Source organism: Oceanospirillum sanctuarii (assembly GCF_002150805.1).
Lineage (GTDB): Bacteria > Pseudomonadota > Gammaproteobacteria > Pseudomonadales > Halomonadaceae > Oceanospirillum > Oceanospirillum sanctuarii.
In genome coordinates this window covers 101,786-120,251 of record NZ_MTBA01000013.1, presented here as the reverse complement: position 1 = coordinate 120,251, position 18,466 = coordinate 101,786, and the positions used below count along the sequence as shown (strand labels likewise).

The 18,466-nt window shown below is 51.0% G+C and carries 19 protein-coding genes; 11 read left to right on the top strand and 8 right to left on the bottom strand.

The window, feature by feature from the left end; translation table 11 throughout:
* Window positions 1–127: 127 nt before the first annotated feature.
* Window positions 128–1,426 carry a sensor domain-containing diguanylate cyclase gene (locus tag BV405_RS16490; RefSeq protein ID WP_086481987.1) on the top strand — a complete coding sequence of 433 codons (1,299 nt, stop codon included), beginning with the start codon at window positions 128–130 and terminating at the stop codon, window positions 1,424–1,426.
* Window positions 1,427–1,468: 42 nt separating this feature from the next.
* Here the strand turns inward: BV405_RS16490 and BV405_RS16485 are convergent, their stop codons facing one another.
* Both BV405_RS16485 and BV405_RS16480 read right to left on the bottom strand, forming a co-directional pair.
* A complete protein-coding gene (locus BV405_RS16485) occupies window positions 1,469–2,317 on the bottom strand; it encodes a hypothetical protein (protein WP_086481986.1) in 849 nt (282 codons plus the stop codon).
* A gap of 60 nt (window positions 2,318–2,377) precedes the next feature.
* Window positions 2,378–3,730: a DEAD/DEAH box helicase gene (locus tag BV405_RS16480; RefSeq protein ID WP_086481985.1), complete on the bottom strand. Its 1,353-nt coding sequence runs from the start codon at window positions 3,728–3,730 to the stop codon at window positions 2,378–2,380.
* Window positions 3,731–4,034: 304 nt separating this feature from the next.
* Between BV405_RS16480 and BV405_RS16475 the strand changes: the two genes are divergently transcribed.
* The 5 genes from BV405_RS16475 (at window position 4,035) to BV405_RS16455 (ending at window position 6,886) form a co-directional block, all read left to right on the top strand.
* The gene (locus tag BV405_RS16475) at window positions 4,035–4,973 is read left to right on the top strand and encodes a DUF2971 domain-containing protein (RefSeq protein ID WP_086481984.1); all 939 of its coding nucleotides are present in this window, start codon (window positions 4,035–4,037) and stop codon (window positions 4,971–4,973) included.
* A 62-nt stretch (window positions 4,974–5,035) separates the two neighbouring features.
* Window positions 5,036–5,437, top strand: coding sequence for a type II toxin-antitoxin system HicB family antitoxin (locus BV405_RS16470; protein WP_086481983.1), 402 nt, complete (start codon window positions 5,036–5,038; stop codon window positions 5,435–5,437).
* Window positions 5,438–5,648: 211 nt separating this feature from the next.
* Window positions 5,649–6,173 (top strand): hypothetical protein, encoded by a 525-nt coding sequence (locus tag BV405_RS16465; RefSeq protein WP_086481982.1) that lies wholly within the window; start codon window positions 5,649–5,651, stop codon window positions 6,171–6,173.
* A 79-nt stretch (window positions 6,174–6,252) separates the two neighbouring features.
* The gene (locus BV405_RS16460) at window positions 6,253–6,585 is read left to right on the top strand and encodes a type II toxin-antitoxin system RelE/ParE family toxin (RefSeq protein ID WP_086481981.1); all 333 of its coding nucleotides are present in this window, start codon (window positions 6,253–6,255) and stop codon (window positions 6,583–6,585) included.
* Window positions 6,572–6,886 (top strand): helix-turn-helix domain-containing protein, encoded by a 315-nt coding sequence (locus BV405_RS16455; RefSeq protein WP_086481980.1) that lies wholly within the window; start codon window positions 6,572–6,574, stop codon window positions 6,884–6,886. Before BV405_RS16460 ends, BV405_RS16455 begins: the two co-directional genes overlap by 14 nt.
* A gap of 6 nt (window positions 6,887–6,892) precedes the next feature.
* Here BV405_RS16455 and BV405_RS16450 read toward each other — a convergent pair whose 3' ends face one another.
* The gene (locus tag BV405_RS16450) at window positions 6,893–8,011 is read right to left on the bottom strand and encodes an aminotransferase-like domain-containing protein (protein ID WP_086481979.1); all 1,119 of its coding nucleotides are present in this window, start codon (window positions 8,009–8,011) and stop codon (window positions 6,893–6,895) included.
* A 274-nt stretch (window positions 8,012–8,285) separates the two neighbouring features.
* Between BV405_RS16450 and BV405_RS16445 the strand changes: the two genes are divergently transcribed.
* The 5 genes from BV405_RS16445 (at window position 8,286) to BV405_RS16425 (ending at window position 12,522) form a co-directional block, all read left to right on the top strand.
* Window positions 8,286–9,413, top strand: coding sequence for a (R)-mandelonitrile lyase (locus BV405_RS16445; protein WP_086481978.1), 1,128 nt, complete (start codon window positions 8,286–8,288; stop codon window positions 9,411–9,413).
* A gap of 201 nt (window positions 9,414–9,614) precedes the next feature.
* Window positions 9,615–9,974, top strand: coding sequence for a hypothetical protein (locus BV405_RS16440; RefSeq protein ID WP_086481977.1), 360 nt, complete (start codon window positions 9,615–9,617; stop codon window positions 9,972–9,974).
* A gap of 184 nt (window positions 9,975–10,158) precedes the next feature.
* Entirely contained in the window at window positions 10,159–11,454 is a 1,296-nt protein-coding gene (locus BV405_RS16435; RefSeq protein ID WP_086481976.1) for a sensor domain-containing diguanylate cyclase, read from the top strand.
* Window positions 11,455–11,590: 136 nt separating this feature from the next.
* Entirely contained in the window at window positions 11,591–12,046 is a 456-nt protein-coding gene (locus BV405_RS16430) for a GNAT family N-acetyltransferase (protein WP_176330199.1), read from the top strand.
* A gap of 62 nt (window positions 12,047–12,108) precedes the next feature.
* Entirely contained in the window at window positions 12,109–12,522 is a 414-nt protein-coding gene (locus tag BV405_RS16425; RefSeq protein ID WP_086481974.1) for a hypothetical protein, read from the top strand.
* A 101-nt stretch (window positions 12,523–12,623) separates the two neighbouring features.
* Here BV405_RS16425 and BV405_RS16420 read toward each other — a convergent pair whose 3' ends face one another.
* From BV405_RS16420 to BV405_RS16400, 5 genes are all read right to left on the bottom strand, one after another.
* Entirely contained in the window at window positions 12,624–13,676 is a 1,053-nt protein-coding gene (locus BV405_RS16420; protein WP_245832360.1) for a formate dehydrogenase subunit gamma, read from the bottom strand.
* Window positions 13,677–13,754: 78 nt separating this feature from the next.
* Window positions 13,755–14,441, bottom strand: a complete 687-nt coding sequence (gene fdh3B, locus BV405_RS16415; protein WP_086481973.1) for a formate dehydrogenase FDH3 subunit beta — start codon at window positions 14,439–14,441, stop codon at window positions 13,755–13,757.
* Between the two features lie 82 nt (window positions 14,442–14,523).
* Entirely contained in the window at window positions 14,524–17,388 is a 2,865-nt protein-coding gene (locus BV405_RS16410; RefSeq protein WP_086481972.1) for a formate dehydrogenase subunit alpha, read from the bottom strand.
* A 19-nt stretch (window positions 17,389–17,407) separates the two neighbouring features.
* Entirely contained in the window at window positions 17,408–17,653 is a 246-nt protein-coding gene (locus tag BV405_RS16405) for a twin-arginine translocation signal domain-containing protein (protein WP_086481971.1), read from the bottom strand.
* A 161-nt stretch (window positions 17,654–17,814) separates the two neighbouring features.
* Window positions 17,815–18,450: a TorD/DmsD family molecular chaperone gene (locus tag BV405_RS16400; RefSeq protein ID WP_086481970.1), complete on the bottom strand. Its 636-nt coding sequence runs from the start codon at window positions 18,448–18,450 to the stop codon at window positions 17,815–17,817.
* Between the last annotated feature and the right edge of the window lie 16 nt (window positions 18,451–18,466).

Below are 18,466 nucleotides of genomic sequence, written 5' to 3'. Positions count from 1 at the left end.
TTCCGGTCAGCGGGAAAGCTGTTTTTAATCAGCAGAGTACCGGTTTCTACTCGCCATTTGATGGAAATACTTTTATCTTCTTACAGGTTAGTTATTTTTCGGTTAGCAGTGTTTCAGTGAGAAGGTCATGCCAGCACAAGCATCTGATAAGTACAGCCATCTGCCGGTTTTTGAAAACCATCAGCAGATCGAAATTCTGGAACATGTCCCCGATATCATCTGGATTTTCGATCTGGATGTACACGGCTTCTGGTGGGGCAACAGCAAGGCTCTGGAGTTCTGGGGGCTGGAAAAGGTTGAAGACCTGATCGCTAAAGATCTGTCTGCGGATACCGAAGGTGCCCGCAAACGCACCGAACAAACCTTCTACAAAGCTGCAGCTGAAGGCATGACCACTGACCCCTGGACAACCTATCCCAACGGCAAACCCCGTATGTTGCTGATGCGCCATAAAGCGGTGCTGCTGGGGCCGGATCGTCATAAAGGTATCGTGGCTTATATCTCTGAAAACGTGAATCTGGGTGAGCAGCCGGAGCAGCTGCTGTTTGCCGAAGCGGTGCGTTATACCCCGGTTTCTGTCACCAGTTTTTCTATGGGTGGCGAACCTCTGTTTGAAAATCCTGCTGCCGCCAAACTCTATGGTTATCAGCCCAAGCAGGAAAACCTCTCCACCTTTGTGGGTCGTTTCCTCAATCCTGAAGAGGGGCTTCACCGTCTGAGTCAGGGACAGGCGAAAGAGGATGGTTGTCAGGAACATCTGATGATCACCCGCAACGGGGTACGCCGCCATAACGTGGATATCCGAACCAGTCGCCACCCGATCACGGGGGATTATGTCCTGTTGGTCAGCGAATACGATGTTACCGACCTGCATGATGCCATCAAAGCGGCTGAGGCCGCTCAGGAAGAGCTGAAACAGCTGGCGCACTTTGACGCCCTGACCGGATTGCCGGTGATTCGCCTGTGCAAAGATCGTCTCAATCAGGCGATGGCGGAAGCGGATCGTCGCCGCCAGAAGGTTGGGTTGTTATTTGTCGATCTGGATGGCTTTAAGGCGGTAAACGACAACTACGGCCACTCCTGTGGTGATCAGGTTCTGGTAGAAGTAGGGCATCGCCTGCGGGCGCTGGTTCGGGAGTCTGATACCGTTGGCCGCATCGGTGGTGATGAGTTTCTGATTCTGCTGAACGACCTTAAGCAGGCGCAGGATGCCGAACACGTTGCGGCCTGTGTGCTGGAGACTCTGAAACCCGTATTTCAGATTGAAACCGATGGTGGTGTTCAGGCAGAAGTGAATGTCGGAGCCAGTATCGGGATTGCTCTCTATCCGGAGGGAGATTGTTGTTCGGAAGATATGATAAAGCGTGCGGACAAGGCGATGTATCGGGTGAAAAAATCCGGTAAAAATGGCTTCTGTCACGCCTGATCTATTCTTCTTCCTACCTGAACAGGCTCCCTGATAGGAACCTTATCTCAGAGTAAAGTGATCGAACAGGCCGTGGCGAATCTCCAGATGCCGCTCCGGTGAATCACGGCCTTCCTTGCTCAGGTAGATATCCGGCAAACGCATATCCGGGAAGGAGTACTCAAAACCATTCAGGCTGAGATCCAGCCGACAGCTCCAGACAGGATCTCCTTTCACGCCATGTTTATTCACCGGGCGCTCTGACTTACAGCCGCTGAGGGTGTATTGCTCTTGGGTGACCTGAGTTGTCGAGAAGCCGATTGCTCCCTCCCAGTAAAGCAGCGCCATCACCAGTAATAGTGCCGGTGTACTCCAGTGGGCGTGTCTCTCCAGTCGATCCCGATAGCGAAAATAGAGCCAGGGCACCGCCAGAAAAAGAGCGATAAAGAGCGCAATAAATCCGTTATCTCCCACAATCAGCAGCAATCGGGTATCACTGAACAGATACGACAGTATCGGAACCAGCACCATATTGCTGAACAATAAGGTAAAACCTAACCGTGTTTTAGGGTTGCGGGCAAAAAAGGTCAGAAGCAGAAATGCAGGTAACAGATAGGCCGCCAACAGCCATAGTGGGATGATCATTGGTGACATCACCACCAGCGCGGAGGTATCTGACGGGATATCCAGCATAGGGATATTGATCACCACAATGCCTGCCAGATAGGCAAAGCCGAGCAGTGTTAATGTTAGCCAGCGAAAGCGCCACATCAGGCTGAAAACCAGCCGTAAGCCACGATTAAAAGGTTGGCTCAGATAGCTTAATGGTGGAAGCAGGCTCAGGTCTGCATTAACCTGAACCCCATCCTTTGACTCTGCGCTTGCTAATTCTCTGATCTTGGCATCAGACATAAAACATCCTTGTCTTGCTTTGTCTTGGTATCTGCTTCTCGGTTTTAGCGTCCGGATAGGTTAGCGACGCTTAAGAGTGGCTTTAGCCCAGATGCTTCCGCCTTTGTCGCTGCTGTTTTGGTTAGCAGTTTTACGTTTGTCACTACTCTGGCTAGTGCTGTTCTGGGCAGCCTGTTCACGGGCGGCGGCTTCACGTAGTTTGTCTTTCTTGCTCTTACGTTTGCCTTTAACCGGCGGCTGGCCTTTGGCTGGTGCAGTGCCTTCCGGCGCTTCAGCACTTCTCTCGAAACCTGCAATCTGTTCGCGGGTGATATCCAGGTTGTTGCGTTTAACGATCAGCTTAAAGTGAGCATCGCTTTCGTGGTCGATAAAGCTGAACGCGGTGCCCACTTCACCGGCACGGGCGGTACGGCCAATGCGGTGAACATAGTCAGCCGGAGAGCGGGGCAGGTCATAGTTGACCACAAAAGGCAGCTGCGGAATATCGATACCCCGGGCGGCCAGATCGGTAGCGATCAGTACCTGAATTTCACCGGACTTAAAAGCAGCCAGTGAGCGGTTACGCTCTTTCTGAGCCTTGTCTCCGTGTAGGGTTTCGGCACTGAAGCCATATTTTTTCAGTTTGCCAGTGACGTTATCGGCAGTACGCTTGCTGGCAACAAATACCAGAAACTGAGCACCGTTCATCTCACCGATCAGGTGACGCAGCAGGGCGGTACGTTGTTCTTTATCGACCTCAATCGGACGCTGAATCAGGGTGTCCGGCAGCTTGTTTTCCCGCTCGATCTCGATATTAACCGGATTAAACAGCAGGCGATCAATCAGGGCATCCACTTCACTCGGGAAGGTCGCGGAGAAGAGCAGGTTCTGGCGCTGCACCGGAAGGGCACTCAGCACCTGTTGCAGCTCCTCGGCAAAACCCAGATCCAGCATGCGGTCGGCTTCATCCAGCACCAGATGCTGCACCTGATCCAGCTGCACTGCGTTCTTTTCCATCAGATCGATCAGACGACCCGGCGTTGCCACCATCAGATCACAGCCGCCTTTCATCGCCTGCATCTGGGCATTAATAGACACACCACCGTACACGGCAAGGGATTTGATCCGGCGCGGGTAATAGGCGGTGTACGCCTTTACGGCTTCTTCTACCTGAACCGCCAGCTCACGGGTCGGCACCAGCACCAGAGACGCAACCTGATTGCTGCGTAGCCCCTCATGGTCCAGCAGCTTTTCCAGCAGGGGCAGAACAAACGCCGCCGTCTTACCGGAACCGGTTTCCGCCGCCGCCAGCAGATCACGACCTTCCAGCACAGCAGGAATCGCCTGCGCCTGAATATCCGTAGGGGTGTCGTAACCCCGTTCATCTAACGCGCGTTGGAAAAAGCCCGACAGGCCAAGGGAGATAAAAGACATAGAGTGCAGAGTACCAGTGAGATAGCCGAGAGAAATAAAAGGCGCGATTCTAGCAGGTTTTGGCACTGCGCGTGCGACTTTAGCTGTGGTTGGGTTTTGTCACAATCTGATTAAGGATAAGCTGATATGCTAAGTGGAATTTTAGAGCCGGGTTTTGGTCCGGTGGTTATAGCACAGGTGCGCGGGCAGGGAAGCGGTCTGATCTGAGATGGAGTTTGTTCCTTTCTTATTGAAGCCTTTCCCTGATATTTGGTTATGTATGAAGTCTGTAGGTTAGATGAGAAAATTTTGGGATTAGATTCTTATGACTAAGAAATTGTATAAATATATGGGGCCGGATATCTTGCAGCTCTCATTCAATCGAGAAGGGTATGTAGGGTTTAAATGTTCTCTCCCTGAAGACTATAACGATCCTTACGAACTATTTCTTAGTATTGATAGAAACCTCTCTCCCCAGCTTCTGGCGTTTTATCAAGAGTCTATTGGTGAAATGCCTCAGTGCCCTACAACTTGCTTCTCTCAAAGTCCGGTAGTGGTGCCCATGTGGGCTCACTATGCACACACGTCTAGGGGATTTGTAATTGAGATTGATGAAGAGCAGCTTGAAAAGAGTTTTGATGATATTTCTATTGCTAATGTAACCTACACAGATACACCCAATAAGGAGATAACCCCGTCGTTGCAGAGAGCATTCGCTACCTGTAAACCAAGGCACACTTTTTTTCTTCACAAAATGATAATGGCTTCTGCATACTTTTCAAAGCAGACATGTTGGAGTTACGAGCAAGAGCGCAGAGTGATCGTACCTAACGAGTTTGTCGAGGATGTGAAAGGGAACATGATTTTTTTCGTCCCCTTGGAGTGTGTAACTTCCATAATCTCAGGGGCAAAAGCTGCTCCGGACTATATAGATCAAGCTAAAGAGTTGGCAGCAAAGATTGGGTGTCGATTTTTCCAGTCATTTATAGGGAAAAGTTTTCCTAGCAAATACATGCGAGATGAAGCCGGTTCAGTCTTTATTTTCGATGGAGAAGATATTTCTGTATCAAAGAAAATCTGCCGAAAATGCAAGGAACCCATGGCTGAGTCTATTGAAGATGAAGCTTGCTGTTCTTGGTGTTCAATTAATGAATCTCACCGACAATATGCCGCGAGGAAAAACCCATATCGAATGTTGCATGAAGCTGGAATACTGGAAAATCATGTGCAGGGAATGGAAGATATTTACCGGCGGAAGTTCTAACTATTACCCCATCGGCACTGTTCGCAGTATCTACCGTCAGGCGGGCTGGGAGTGGAGATAATATGAGATACCCTATCGTTATTCACAAAGACAGCGACTCTGATTATGGTGTGACCGTGCCGGATGTAGAGGGATGCTTCTCTGCCGGAGAAACCCTTGAAGAAGCCATCGATATGGCACGGGAAGCCATTGAATGCCATCTGGAAGGGATGCTGATGGATGGCGAAGCGATTCCTGTGCCGACTTCTATGGAAGCTCATCAGCAGAACAAAGATTACTCGAATGGCATCTGGGCGCTGGTGGATATTGATCTCTCTAAGTTGCCGGTGAAATCCAAACGGGTGAACATCACCATTCCGGAGCGCTTGCTGAATGCTGTCGACCAGTACGCGAAAAAACACGGTGAGACTCGTTCCGGCTTGCTGGCTCATGCGGTAACGGAGTATATGTCTGCTCATCGTTGACTTGATGTACTCACACAGAGCGTGGGTACAAGTCTCAAATTTCCCTAATTTTTTCCTTTCTCTTAACTTCATACCCAAGAATCCCTTACCCTATAAGAGCTTTTGCTCGACTTTTCCCGTAACCTGTCACAAAACTGTGAAACCTCTCTGGTTTTCCAGTCTTATTGAGATTACTTTTCTCCAATCAAAACAAATAGTTCTGTGGTTTTTTATGGATGATATTAAGTATATTTTTTTCTATCAGGAGTTGGTGCTGCCGACATCAGATTTTCAGATTTCGGAGCAGTATGGCGACTACATCAAACTGAAATACCGTGACGGGCAGGAGTGTGAACCTTACGTTTATTTTCGCCCTCTGAATGCCGAACCGGACGCGGATAAGCTGCACCGTTACAGCGAATATCACTTTTCAGAGCTGCTGTTTGAGTGTTACGAAGGCCATACGCCGATTATCTCCCGTGAGGTTACGGAAACCGACGAGCAGATCATCATCAACACCTGTTACGGGCTGTCCCATGAAGATGAAAGAGGGCGGATCGAAGGGCTGAACTTCAGTTATTACGAAGTGATTAATGACGACGAGACGGATCCCGTCTACCAATACCAGGTGGAAAATGCGCTGGGTAAGCCGCTGCAGTCCAGTATTCCCACCCACCCGCTGGAGATCCCGGTAAACGGAACGCTACGGGCAGAAGTGGTCGATGTCCCTTTTGATGAAGTAATGGCGTTTCTCTGAGCCAAATGCTCACTTTTATTCGGGTACGTAGATCGCGTATAGGTTTGCCGTCTATACGTGATCTGCGTATACTCTTTGAATGAAAAGCGTATTTGTCGAATCAACCCTATTTGAAAAGTATCGTAGTGAATACCTTACTGATGATGAGTTTCGCCTTTTTCAGGCTGAGCTTATGGTTAACCCTAAGCAGGGAGACGTTATTCAGGGCACAGGTGGTTTGCGAAAGATACGGGTTGCCAGTAAGGGTAAAGGGAAGCGCGGTGGTTCCCGTGTTATCTATTACTTTCTCGACGAAAAACGACGTTTCTATCTGCTGACGATTTATGGCAAGAATGAAATGTCAGATTTAACCGCTGATCAGAAGAAACAGTTAAAAGCTTTTATGGAGGCATGGCGCCATGGGCAGTCGTGATCTATTTGCGGAGTTAAGCTCTGCTCTTGTTGAGGCTAAAGAACACTCAGAGGGCAAGCTTACGCTAAAAACTCATCAGGTTAATGACATCAGTGAGTTAAATATCTCCCCTGATGAGATCGTCAGTATTCGTGAGCAGTTTAATATGTCACGAGGAGTGTTTGCCCGATTACTGCATACATCATCCCGTACATTAGAAAACTGGGAGCAAGGCCGAAGTGCGCCAAATGGTCAGGCTGTAACGCTACTTAAATTGGTTCAGCGTCATCCGGAAACCCTGTCCCAAATCGCTGACCTGTAGCCGTTTTTAGGCCAGTGCCAACGCAGTACTTAACTTTTCACAGGCGGTTTTCAGTTCCGCTTCACTGTACCAGGCAAAGCACAGCCGCATGCTGTTGCTAAACTCGCCATTAGCGGAGCAAAGATTGCCCGGCAGGTAGTTCACTCCCTCTTTTCTGGCCTGTTCCCGCGCGGCAGATACATCCAGCCCATCGGTAAAGGTTACCCACAGAAAGTAACCGCCTTCAGGTTTGTTGACCTGAATCCGATCTCCAAAGGTGGATTTCAAGCCCTGATAAAGCACTTCTGCCCTTGCAGAATAGGTCTCCCGTAACAGGGTAAGGTTGCTCTGGAAATCACCTTTGGCGATCAGGTTACCTACTAAGGCAGAGGTCATCGGTGCCAGTCCACCGCCACTTTGTAATAGTGCGGAGCTTCTTAACTGGTTAAACAGTTCACCATTACCCTGAATCCAGCCCAGTCGCAGCCCCGGTGCCAGAATCTTAGAGAAAGACCCGATGGAGATAACAGGTGCCGAACGATCGTAGCAAGCCAAAGGCGCGGGAGGCTTGTCGGTAAAATAGAGCGACTGATACACCTCATCGGCGATCAGCGGACAGTTATGATCCTTTGCGAGTTTGACCAGTGCCTGTCGGCGCTGATGACTCTGGGTCAGCCCTGTCGGGTTATGAAAGCTCGGAATGGAGTAGATAAAGGCCGGGCTGTGCTCTTTGATCGCCTGTTCCAGCGCGCTCAGTTCAATACCCTCGTTGTCCATCGGCAGGGCGACAACCTCAAAACCACGAGCTTTAAATAGCTTTAGGGCTATGAAATAGCTGGGGTCTTCTACCAAGACCGTTTGTTTGGCTTGGCTGGTTGAAGTCAGCTGCGAGCAGATCATATCCAGCGCGTTGGATGAGCCGTTAGTGACTAAGAGTTCTTCCCGGCTGATCTGCTGCCCGTAATCCTCCGTCAGCCAGCCTGCGAGTTGTTGCCGGAAACTCGCGGCTCCGGCCTGCTCACCATAGGTCAGGTTTTGCGTCTCAAGGGTGAGGGGGCGAAGCAGATCAACAGGCAGCAGATCCGGCTCCGGATGGCCAACAGCCAGATCGATCAGATGAGTAGGGCGTGTAACCTGAACAGACATTACAGACTCGCTTGGTATAACGGGTGGGTGGTAAACCGATGAATCGCGTTTCAATCTATCTTATTGATTTCTAAACAGCAAACCGCGGCTTTGCAGGGTTAGGCTCTTTAAAGGACATGGTGCATTTCAGGAGAGTGTCAGAGAAGAGGGCGTCAGAGAATCGAGCAATAATCTGAGGCAATCGTTCTACCGCTTAATCCTCCGAGAGCGCTCTAATGAGTTATCGAATTTATATCCCGTTTGATAACACCAAGAGCGATCTACGGAGGTCTCTATGTCTACCGAATCCCGTTTAACTCCTGCAGCCTTACTGACCCTGGCCCTGCTTTCCGGCGAGGCTGTCGCTGGGAAAGATCAGGTTGTTCATCCCGCTGGCAGTCTGCCAACCTTCTCTGGCCCGGAGAACTTATTCACCGGTCAGGTTGATGTTGAAATTACGTTTCCCGATCAGGACAAGGTGCCTTATTCAGGCGCTTTCGTGACCTTTCAGCCCGGTGCCCGTACCGCATGGCACGACCATCCGGCAGGCCAGCACATGATCGTCACCAAAGGCACAGCTATTACCGCGACTCGCGAGGGTCAGGTGATCGCTTTTAATGAAGGCGAGGCGGTCTGGTGTCCTGAAGATGTGGATCACTGGCATGGTGCCACCCCTCATACTGCGATGACTCATTTCGTTGTTACCGGCAGCAAAGAGGGCGAAGCGGTGAACTGGAAAGAGAAGGTGACCGATGCCCAGTATCAGGCAGCGGTTGATGCGGTGGCTCCTAAGCTGCCGGAGTTCAAAGTACTCAGTGGTCGTTATCAGCAGCTGGCTGCGGGAGCAGCTTTTGCTGCTGAGGGTGATTTAGGTTCCCTGAAAGTTGCGATCAATCAGGCGTTGGATAACGGTGTATCGATCAATGAACTGAAAGAGTCCTTTGTGCATCTTTATCCCTACAGTGGTTTCCCACGATCCCTTAATGCGCTGGCGACATTGATGGGTGAAGTCGAAGCCCGTAAAGCCGCCGGCAAGAAAGATGTTGCTGGCGCTGAACCCAATGACCTGCCGGAAGATTCCCTGAAAACCGGCACTGAGGTTCAGACCGAGCTAGTAGGTCGCCCTGTTGCCGGTCCTCTTTTCGACTTTGTTCCTGTGGCAAACACCTTCCTGCAGAAGCATCTGTTTGGTGATGTTTTCGCCCGTGGCGTGTTGAACCATCAGGACCGCGAAATTCTGACGGTAGCGATTCTGGCGGCAACCTCAGGTACAGACCCACAGCTGCGTGCTCATATCGGCATGGCAATGAACACAGGTCTTACTAAAGCTCAGCTGGAAGAGCTCGCGACTCTGCTGGAGCATCGAGTTTCTCCCCGCACCGGTCAACTGGTTGAGGCTGCAATTCAGGCGGTCACTCTGTAATCAGCACAAGGTGTTCACTGGCATAGCCCGTAGTCAACACTGCGAGTTTTCGGTATATAGCCTTATTTCTTTCGGGGGGTGCTATTCAGGGCTACTAAGTTGCCTATTTTCTGCTCGTTTACCCCTTAAAAACACTGGGCTAAACTCATTTTAGCCATACCCGTAACAACAAAAAATGCGAATAAGCATCAGGAGGATGCGATGACACCGATAGAAAGGACAGGTGCCCGGCTGGTGATGTTTCTGCACACCCCGGATGGTAGCGAAGGCAAGGCCGATGTGATGCTGAAGGTGGGCCACACCATTGCGGCAGAAGCAGCTAAAAGCTGGCACAAGGCGCGTTTTGCTAAGTTGGATCGGGATCTGGAACATTATGTGGAGGCTTTCGAAGCCAGCACCAGTGATATCGATGCGTTTCTGCATGGCACACCACTTCGCGCCAGTGAGCATCTGCGGGAAGAGCTGGATGAACTGGCACCTATCGCCACCCGTTGTATCAAAAAGCTCAAACAGGATCTGCTTTATATACCCTGCTGTATGTCCCCGGATATCACCTGTTAAGTCTCTGTGACCTGCCGAATGTTAAAGCCCGCAGCACCTGCTGCGGGCTTTTTACGTATTAGTAATAAATAACCGGTTTCATCTGATTTGTCTGGAATCAAACATTCGGTGTCCTGCTTTAAGCTACACTCAAAATAAGTCTTTACCGAAACCCAATCAGTCTTTCTCTGACAGGTGAACTGCCTTGGAATTAAAAGATCTCGACCCAAAGTCTCTGTTAGAAGGTTTGCGTGAAGGGGTTGTGGTTCATAGTGCTACCACTGAAATCCTCTATGCCAATCCCAGAGCACTGGAACTTCTGCGTCTGACAGAGGCGCAGGCGATGGGTAAGGATACTCTTGATCCCAGCTGGCGCTTTGTGGATAGCCAGAATCGTCTGATGACCCATCAGGATTTTCCCGTCAATCGGGTAATCTCTGAAGGCAGAAGCATCGCAAATCTTGAAGTGGGTATTTGCGACAGTTCCACTGCGGAAGTGACCTGGGTGCTGTGCAATGCAAATCCTCAGTTTTCTTCATCCGGCAGTATTGAACATGTGATTGTCAGTTTTATCGACATTACGGGGATGAAGTCTGAGATCTCGTTTGAGTCTGTGGTCGCCAATTCTGATGACGTGGTTGTTATCACCGAAGCCGATCCGATTGATGAGCCGGGGCCCCGGATTGTCTATGTTAATAACGCCTTTACCCGTTTGAGTGGTTATACCCGGGAAGAGGTGATGGGCAAGAATCCGCGTATTCTTCAGGGACCGGAAACCTCTGATGATACCCGTAAACGTATCCGGCAAGGATTGGAAAACAAAGACTGGATTCACGAGCGTATCCAGAATTTCAGTAAAGATGGCACTCCTTACTGGTTGGATCTGAAGATCTTCCCGTTAAAAAACACCTATGGCCAGATTACCCATTTTGCTGCCATTGAACGGGATATTTCCGATCAGGTAGAGAAAGAGCATCGACTGCAGGAATTGGCAGATCGGGATCCTCTGACAAACCTGCTTAATCGTCGGGGGTTCAGTCAGGAGGTAGAGCATTATCTCTCCCAGCGGCATTCAGAGCTTAAGGGAATTGTCGCTCTGATCGATATCGACTTCTTTAAGAAAATCAACGATTCCTTTGGTCACGAGTGTGGTGACCATGCTTTGATCTGCCTTGCTGAGAAACTGCGAAATACCTTTGGCAATGAGGTTTCCCTGTGTCGTTTCGGTGGTGAAGAGTTTGCTATTTTCTTCCCCGGTGGTGAGCTAAAAAGTTGTCTCGAGAAGCTTGATCGCTTCCGGGAACAGGTTGCCCGTAGCCCTCTTCAGGTGGCAGAGGATCGTACCTTAACCCTGACTATCAGCATCGGCCTTGCTCAGGTAAAAAGTGGTGCCTGCTTTGAAGAGGCCGTGAAAGTTGCTGATAACGCACTTTATGTGGCGAAAAAGACGGGGCGCAATCGTGTTGAGTTGCAGATAGGTACCACAAAAGCGAGCCTTTAAGCTGAAAAAATAAAGGCTAGGTCTTTATCAGAGGTCAGGCTAATGCTGCCAGTATTTCACAGGTTTTCAGGTGCGCTTTTATTCGCTTTAATACTTGATTGAGTTCAATTGGATTGAGTATCAAGAGGATATAAACGTGATTATCAGGACGATGACCCAGAAGGATCTGAAAAGCGTCAGCGCAGTATGTCTGCGTTCATTCAGGTATTCCGTTGCGGATACCCTTTCCCTCAAAGGTGCTAAAACCTTTGCCAGTGTGACGACCCCTGAATCCTTCGCGGATCGTATGCAGAAAGACAACCTTATGTTTGTTGCCGAAGACGGCGGACAGCCGGTGGGTGTCATTGAACTGAAAGAAGGGCGTCATATCGCTATGTTCTTTATTGAACCTGCATATCAGAAGCAGGGGATCGGTAAGAAGCTTCTGGCTGAAGCTTTTGATCATGCCCGCCAGGAAGAGGTTACGGTTAACGCTTCTCTCACTTCTGTGCCTGCTTATCAGCGCTTCGGTTTCAAGCCGAATGGCGAGATTTCAGAGTCCGGTGGTTTGGTTTATCAGCCGATGGCCCGGATAGTGGAAGCGCAGTTGTAGTGGTGTGCCCATGATGGGCACACCCTGATCATCATCCGGAACGGTTAAAAAGGATTTAAACCATGCAGGATACAGAAAGCTCAGAACAGCTGGTTCTGAATACTCTTAATGTTTATCGCTCTGCTTTCAGAGAATTGGTGGAGAAAAACGCCCGCGCCTGTGCCGATGCAGGCCAGACTCAGTGCGATTTTTTTCTTGATATTGCCTGTTTTATCGAAGGGTTCTGGAATCTGTCACCAGTTGAGGAGTTTGATCATCTGCCTCAATTCCGAACCTTTGATTGGCCGCATCTTCTTGGTTTCGAGGAGGGCGATACTGCCCGAAAGGCTCAGGAACAGGCATTTAAGGCGGGTTATCAATGGCTGGTCGAGCAGTTGTCAGAATGTAATGCTCAGCTCAGTGACATTGAGTTAAGGCTTTTCCGCAACGGTAGTGGTGACTATGTCGACCTTAGCCCGGAAGCCTGGGCGAGCTGAACAGTTTTTGGTCGAAGTCAGCGGATAAAGTTGAGACAAAAAAAGAGGAGCCAGGCTCCTCTTTTTACTGATCAGTCACGATCGATTGAAAGAATCTGTACTTAGCGTACTTCCTTCTCATCAACTGCCTGATCTTTGACTTCTTCGTACCAGAGATCGTGGTGCTGTTTTGCCCAGGTCTCATCCACGTAGCCGGTCTTCATGCCTTCGAGTGCACCTTCAGAACCGATCGTACCGATATAGATATGACCGAAAGAAGCTGCCAGCAGAAGCAGAGAAGAAACACCGTGGATCAGGTTAGCCCACTGCATGGTGTCACGCAGCTGACCGAAGATAGGGAAGTCCAGTACCAGACCGGAACCTACCACCGTCAGACCTCCGAAGAACAGCAACCAGTACCAGCCTTTCTCACCACCATTCAGGAAACCTGCGCTTGGGTGTTTGTTGCCGATAATACCGCCACCCTGCAGGAACCACTTCAGGTCAACCTTGTTGAAGAAGTTGTGCTTCATCCAGCTGATCAGCATAACGATCAGACCCAATGAGAAGATAGGGCCGATATAGTTGTGAGCCAGCTTGCAGAACGCAATCAGGTTCTTCCAGAAGGTATAACCGAACAGATCCGGCACGAAGTGCTTGCCGTACATGATCAGGAAGCCACTAAAGCCCAGAATCAGGAAGGTAATCGCTACGAACCAGTGCATGGTGCGGTCAAAACGCTTCCAGCGCTCAACCACTTTACCGGTGCGGGGCTTATCCAGTTTCAGAGGGCCGATCAGCAGGTAAACCAGAGTCAGCAGACCCAGGCTGCCGCCAATCGCGTACAGACCGCCTGGGCTTACCCAGCGGTTACGCCAGTCACGCCAGGTTTCGCCACTGACATTGATCAGCTTTCCGTGCTCGCGACCCTTGGAAGTGGTGTAGCCTTCAGTACCGTCCGATACTTCGCGCCAGTAACCGGCACCGGCAAAGTTACCCTTTACGCGATTTTCTGCGTCAGAGGCTTCTGTGCTGGCCCATAGGGTGCTGCTCAGTGTCAGGCACAAAAGTGCTAACAGACTGATGGCGACCATCTTCAGGCGCTGAACAGGACTAATTCCTGTAGAGCGTGCACCGCGCAGGGTGCTGCCTGTCTGTGTCGTATATGTGTTCATAAGATCCAACTCTTAAGTCAAACACCTGAGGTGAGCCAATAGAGCTACCGGAAAACCCGGCAGCTCAGGCTAAACCAATCAGGCTTTAGCGATGATATCGCCCTTGGTGTTACTGGCGAAAGTAGCATCCGTTGCGAACGCTTCAGCACGTGCAGCCATCTCTTCCTGGCTCATCTGGCCTGGAGTCGCTGCGCCGCCTTCCAGGGAAGACCAGGCACCATCTTTATGACCACGGTAAACCACACGCTCACGGAAGATGTCAGAAACAACCTGAGCATCACCTGCCAGCAGGGCTTTGGTGGAACACATTTCAGCACACAGAGGCAGTTTGCCTTCTTTAATACGGTTAGCGCCGTATTTCTCTTTCTCTACGATAGGATCCTCTTCAGGGCCACCGGCACAGAAAGTACATTTGTCCATCTTGCCACGCTCACCAAATGCACCCTCAGTCGGGAACTGTGGCGCACCAAACGGGCAGGCAAACAGGCAGTAGCCGCAACCGATACACAGATCTTTATCGTGCAGTACGATGCCATCGTCAGTCTGATAGAAACAGTCTGTCGGACAAACCGCCATACAAGGCGCATCAGTACAGTGCATACAGGCAACGGAGATTGAGGTCTCTGTTGGCTCACCATCGTCCAGTGTTACAACACGACGGCGCTGAATGCCCCATTCGGTTTCGTTTGCGTTTTTACAAGCAGTGACACAGCCGTTGCACTCAATGCAGCGCTCGGAGTCACATAGGAATTTCATTTTAGCCATGATTCTTTTCCTTACGGAGGCAAAGCCTCACTGGTGGTTCCAGCGGAGTGACCCTTAGGGCCAATCCGCCGCGCTACAGGGTTTAAGCCGGTGTCACTTTACACAGGGTCACTTTCGTTTCCTGCATCTGAGTCACACTGTCATAACCGTATGTGGTTGCGGTGTTCGCCGCTTCACCCACAACATACGGTGCGGAACCCTGAGGGTACTTGTCGGTCAGGTCTTTACCCTGGAACTTACCGCCGAAGTGGAACGGAATGAATACAACTCCGCGATCTACACGACGGGTTACCATGGCTTTCACCTTGATACGACCACCTTCAGCACCTTCTACCCAGATGTCTGCGCCATCGCGAACATTCAGGTTGTTGGCATCGTAAGGGTTGATCTCAGCAAACATTTCCTGCTGCAGTTCTGCCAGCCAAGGGTTAGAACGGGTTTCTTCACCGCCACCCTCGTATTCCACCAGACGACCGGAGGTCAGAATGATCGGATACTCTTTGGAGAAGTCCTGTTTCTGAATGGACTCGTACAGAGTCGGCAGACGGTAGTGAGATTCAACGTCTTTCCAGGTCGCGTACTTGCTCAGCAGGTCACGACGAGGGGTGTACAGAGGCTCACGGTGCAGTGGCACTTTATCCGGGAAGGTCCAGACCACAGCACGGGCTTTCGCGTTACCGAACGGCGCACAACCGTGCTTGATCGCAACACGCTGGATACCGCCAGACAGGTCAGTTTTCCAGTTTTTGCCTTCTGCGGCTTTCTTCTCTTCTGCCGTCAGGTCATCCCACCAGCCCAGCTGTTTCAGCAGCTTGTCGGTGAACTCCGGGTGGCCGTCTTTGATGTCGGCACCTACAGGGTAGGAGTCTTCAGCCAGCAGGCTTACACCATCACGCTCTACACCGAAACGGGCACGGAAGTTCAGACCACCTTCAGCAACCGGTTTGCTTGTGTCATACAGCAGAGGAGTACCCGGGTGTTTCATCTCCGGAGTACCCCAGCATGGCCAAGGCATACCGTAGAAGTCACCATTTGCAGGGCCGCCATCAGCTTTCAGAGTATCGAAGTCGAAGGTGTGCCAGTTCTGCTGGTGTGCTTTCAGACGCTCAGGGCTCTGTGCGGTATAACCGATCGTCCACATACCGCTGTTGAATTCGCGGGTGATGTCTTCGATTACCGGAATGTTGCCTTCAACCTTGATGTTCTTGAACAGCTGATCCGCGAAGCCCAGCTTCTTAGCGAAGCGGTACATGATTTCGTGGTCAGTCTTGGATTCGAACAGAGGCTCAATAACCTGATCACGCCACTGAATCGAACGGTTAGACGCTGTTACAGAACCGTAAGTTTCGAACTGAGTACAGGCTGGTAGCAGATAAACACCATCTTTACGATCGTGCATAACTGCAGCGTGCGTTGGATACGGGTCAACGATAACCATCATATCCAGTTTTTCCATCGCCTTTTTCATCTCAACGCCACGGGTCTGAGAGTTCACAGCGTGACCCCAGTAAACCATTGCGCGGATGTTATCTTTCTGGTCGATCTTGTCTTTGTTTTCCAGTACGCCGTCAACCCAACGTGAAACCGGAATACCAGCGTTGTTCATTGGCTGCTTGCCACGATATTGAGCCGGATCGAAACGACCTTTCAGCCATTCCAGATCTACGCCCCAAACACCAGCCCAGTGTTTCCAGGCACCGCCGGACAGACCGTAGTAGCCTGGCAGGGTGTGAGACAGTACGCCAAGGTCAGTAGCACCCTGTACGTTGTCGTGACCACGGAAGATGTTAGCACCGCCGCCGCTTACGCCCATGTTACCCAGAGCCAGCATCAGGATGCAGTATGCACGGGTATTGTTGTTACCTGTGGTGTGCTGAGTACCACCCATACACCAAACAACAGAACCCGGACGGTTAGTTGCCAGCATCTTGGCAACTTTACGCATCTGCGCTTCGCCAACACCGGTTACGTTCTCAACTTCCGCTGGTGTCCACTTGGCCACTTCTGCACGAACTTCGTCCATACCGTAAACACGCTGACGGATAAACTCTTTGTCTTCCCAGCCGTTTTCGAAGATGTGCCACAGCAGACCCCAAACGTAAGCAACGTCAGTACCCGGACGGATACGTACGTACTCGTTTGCTTTAGCAGCAGTACGGGTGAAGCGTGGGTCAACAACAATAATCTGAGCTTTGTTACGCTCCTTCGCCAGCAGGATGTGCTGCATCGCAACCGGGTGTGCTTCCGACGGGTTCGAACCAATCAGGATCACAGACTTACAGTTGTGCATGTCGTTGAAGGAGTTGGTCATCGCACCATAGCCCCAGGTGTTCGCAACACCGGCTACTGTGGTGGAGTGACAGATACGAGCCTGGTGGTCAACGTTGTTGGTGCCCCAGTGCGCCGCAAACTTACGGAACAGATATGCCTGCTCGTTGTTATGCTTTGCAGAACCCAGCCAGTAAACAGAATCCGGACCGGATTCAGCACGAATCTGCTGCATTTTGTCGCCGATCTCGTCGATTGCAGTTTCCCAGCTGACTTTCTGCCATTTGCCGTTAACCAGCTTCATTGGGTACTTCAGACGACGCTCGCCATGGCCGTGCTCACGCAGGGACGCACCCTTTGCACAGTGAGCGCCACGGTTGAACGGGTGATCGAATGCCGGTTCCTGATAGGTCCATACACCGTTCTGTACTTCTGCGTAAACACCGCAACCTACAGAGCAGTGAGAACAGATAGTACGTTTAACTTCTTTAGGCGCATTTGGCGAAATCGCTTCGGTTTTCGCTTCGGCCTTACGGATCATGCCGTTGCCCATAAAGCCGGCAGCAGCCAGACCACCGGTAGTGATACCTGTGTTCTTCAGGAAGGTACGACGGCTAAGACCCAGACCTTTACTGTCGGTCTTGCCTGCGCCCGTGGCGGTTTTTTTGGTCAGTTTCATTTAGGTGCTCTCCGGTCCGTTAGCGCAGGGTATCGTAGAAAGTACGGATGTGGTCGGTTTCCCGGTAGCCGCTTTTCTCTTCCGGAGCAGGTTTTACACCTACTTCAGGAGTAGTGGCAGCCATCGCCTGAGAAGCCGTTACCGCTGCGATACCTGCTACCGCGCCGCCAGTGGCCAGAGTTCTTAAAAACTGACGACGGCCCGCGTGCTGCAGGCCCTCCGTCTGATCAGGTGGTGATGTGACCTTATTATTGTTTTCACTCATTTGCGTTCTCCTCGTTGCCTTATCACAGGATCAGGCTTGCTCTGACCTGTTGCTCCTTTTGAGAGCTTTATTTTCCACGGTGCAGGGTTGTCGCCCTGTCTGTATTTTCATCAGGCACCACCGAGTGGTGCATCTGAATCGGTTTGCCCCGGCTGAAAGAGTTACTTCAGCTCAACGGCTTGTTCTTTAATGGCTGCCATGCTGTCGGTTTCGAAATCGGTAAAAGCGCGCCCCAGAGTTGCTACACCGCTGTAGAAGACAGCGGAGTCTGCCTGTTGCAGATCGCGGAAGAAGCGTCCAACCCATTCCGCGAGATGGCGCTCGTAAAAGCTTTTCTGAGTGGTGCTGCCCGCGCCACTCATAATCAGAAACGCCATTACTTCAAACAGAGCCGCAGCATGATCTTCCGGCTCTTTAACGTTCTCTTCGCGCTCGAAACCCAGCAGCTTCAGATCCTGACGCAGGATCGCCAGTGGGGTTTCCATCAGGGAACCGGTCAGATACCAGGAGCCATAAGGCACCAGCTCACCACGACCCAGGCCGATAAAGAGCTGTTGGTATTCGTCTTCCAGCTGTTCCAGTTGAACGTGGCGGGCGGCCAGTTGCAGACCGCTCCAGGCTTTACCCATATCCGAGCCATCATGCTCATCGGTTTCCAGTTCGTTCAGCCACTGAATCATCTCTTCAGTGGGGACGCCGCGCAGCAGTGCTGCCAGCAGGCTGTAGATGTCTGCACGCAGCAGATCGTGTTCGCTGATTGCAGGCTGGGCCAGTGCTTGGTTCTGTTCTGTAGTCATCGTCTGTCCCTCCTGA